Source organism: Cupriavidus sp. KB_39, from assembly GCF_052114485.1.
In the GTDB taxonomy this organism is placed as follows: domain Bacteria; phylum Pseudomonadota; class Gammaproteobacteria; order Burkholderiales; family Burkholderiaceae; genus Cupriavidus.
The window spans coordinates 1-2172 of record NZ_JBFREV010000109.1 but is presented as its reverse complement, the minus strand read 5'-3'; the positions used below and the strand labels follow the sequence as shown (position 1 = coordinate 2172).

2 protein-coding genes and 1 pseudogene are annotated in these 2172 nt (G+C 66.5%); 1 reads left to right on the top strand and 2 read right to left on the bottom strand.

The window, feature by feature from the left end:
- Positions 1 to 287 (top strand): annotated as a pseudogene (locus tag AB4Z27_RS28810) (hypothetical protein); the annotation flags it as partial.
- A gap of 89 nt (positions 288 to 376) precedes the next feature.
- On the opposite strand, the gene AB4Z27_RS28805 reads toward AB4Z27_RS28810, so the two are convergent.
- Both AB4Z27_RS28805 and AB4Z27_RS28800 read right to left on the bottom strand, forming a co-directional pair.
- Positions 377 to 991 carry a flavin reductase family protein gene (locus AB4Z27_RS28805; RefSeq protein WP_144196548.1) on the bottom strand — a complete coding sequence of 205 codons (615 nt, stop codon included), beginning with the start codon at positions 989 to 991 and terminating at the stop codon, positions 377 to 379.
- Positions 992 to 1086: 95 nt separating this feature from the next.
- Positions 1087 to 2061, bottom strand: a complete 975-nt coding sequence (locus AB4Z27_RS28800; RefSeq protein WP_186296777.1) for a Bug family tripartite tricarboxylate transporter substrate binding protein — start codon at positions 2059 to 2061, stop codon at positions 1087 to 1089.
- Positions 2062 to 2172: the final 111 nt, after the last annotated feature.

Here is a 2172-nt window from a genome sequence, read left to right as displayed (position 1 = left end):
GCGTGAAGGACGTCCGGCACGGCGCCCGGGGCGCGGACGACCGGGACCATGCGGTACAGCAGCGGCTGGACAGCCTGCTGCGCAATGCCATTGCCGCCCGGTCGATCTCGGAGATGGCTGTGGCGCTGGGCAGCGCAGCGGAACTGCGCGTCTTTCCGGCCGAAGCCGACCTGGAGCGCTGCACCGAGGCCGTCAAGGCTTCCGGCGCCACCGTGCTGCGCGCGCTGATCTGGACGGTGCGCCATCGCCACGCCCGGCATCTTGAGCAACTCAGGCGGCGCCGCTAGCCCTGTCCGCGCATCCAAAGTCAAAGCCCCCGCCACTCCAGGAGTTGCGGGGGCTTTTCTCTGCCGGGGCCGGCATCGGCCACGATCGTTCAATAAGGCCGATACAATTCCAGCCGCTTGCCGCTGTGCATGTAGTCCGCCCGGTAGCCGGCGCGCAGCACCGGGTCGGCCAGGAAGGTGTCGAACAGGCCATCGCGCAGATACGCGCGGCGGATATGCACGCCGGCCACCTGGCCCAGCACCAGCCAGTGGTCGGTGCCGTCGCCGTTCAGGTCCTTGATCTCGCGCACATCCAGCAGCTTGCATTCCAGCACGGCCGGAGACGCCGCCACGTGCGGCGCGCGGATGGCACGCCCGGGCGCCGGCGCCACGCCACAGAGGCGGAATTCGTCGACGTGGGGGTCCACCGGCTCGGACGTGGCGTTCATCTTCTCGGCCAGTTCGCGGCTGACGAAGTTCCACGCGAACTCGCGCGTCGCCTCGATATTGCGCACGCTGTCCTTGTAGCCCTCGCTGGAGAACGCAATGATGTACGGATCGGAACACATTGCCGCGCAGAAGCTGTACGGCGCGAGGTTGGGGGTGCCGGCGGCGGTGAGGCTCGAAATCCAGCCGATGATGCGCGGCGCGACAATCGCCTTGAACGGGTCATGGGGCAGGCCGTGGCCGGCATCCGGGCGATAGAAATAGACGTCGTCTTCCATGGGGCAGTGGTGTGATTGAAGCAGAAATGCATCCGGCGGCGGACGCCCCTGACAGGGAAGCATCCGCCGCCGTCCTGGCAGGCAGGGCGCGTAGCTTAGTCCARCTGGGCGCCSGAGGCCTTGACCTTCTCCACGGCCAGCGCCCGATCCTTGACCAGCGCCTTGGCGTATTCCTGGGGCGAGTCCAGCACGGGGTCCAGCGCGTACTTCTCGAGATTGTCACTGCGGAATTGCGGGTTCATGACCACCTTCTTCACGTCGGTATAGATCTTCTGGCGCAACGCCTCCGGTGTGCCACCCGGGGCCAGCAGGCTGAACGGGAAGCTGGCGTCGAGCTTCGGATACCCGGCCTCGGCAAACGTCGGCACACTCGGCAGGATCGAAGCCCGCTTGGCCCCGTTGATGCCCAACGCCTTGACCTTGCCGCCCAGCGCGAACGGGCCGACCACGGAGCCCGCGCCAATCGTCACCTGGATGGTGCCGCCCATCACGTCCTGCAGGGCCGGCGCGAGCCCCTTGTATGGCACGTGGACCATTTCCAGACCGTTCTCCTTGGCGAACCACGCCAGCGCGAGGTGAGTGGTATTGCCGATGCCCGCCGAGCCGTAGCTCACCTGGCCGGGATGGGCCTTCACATAGGTCACGAAGCTGCGCAGGTCGGTTACCGGCAGCGACGGCGACACGGCGATCGCCATATTGGCCATGGCCACCCGCGTAATCGGCGACAGTTCCTTGATCGGGTCGTACGGGAGCTTCTTGAACACATACAGGTTCAGGGTAGCGGCGGCATCGGTGGCCAGCAGCAGCGTGTAGCCATCGCCCGGCGACTTGGCCACCGCCGTGGCGCCGATGACCTCGTTGCCGCCCGGCCGGTTGTCTACCACCACCGGCTGGCCCCAGATGGTGGCCAGCTGCACTGACAATGCACGCGCCAGATTGTCGACCGGCCCGCCTGCCGCGTAAGGCACCACCAGCCTGACCGGCTTGTGCGGCCAATCGGCCGTCTGTGCACCGGCACTGCCCGCGCAGCACACGGTCAGGATCGAAAAGAAGAGCTTCAAGCGTTTCATGGTCATCCCCAGGGTGCTGGATCGAACCCGCAAGCCTAAACATATCCCGCTAGCCCGGTCCCGCTGTTTCGAAAACGTTTTCGGTACAGTAGGCCCAGCACCCTGGGGAGT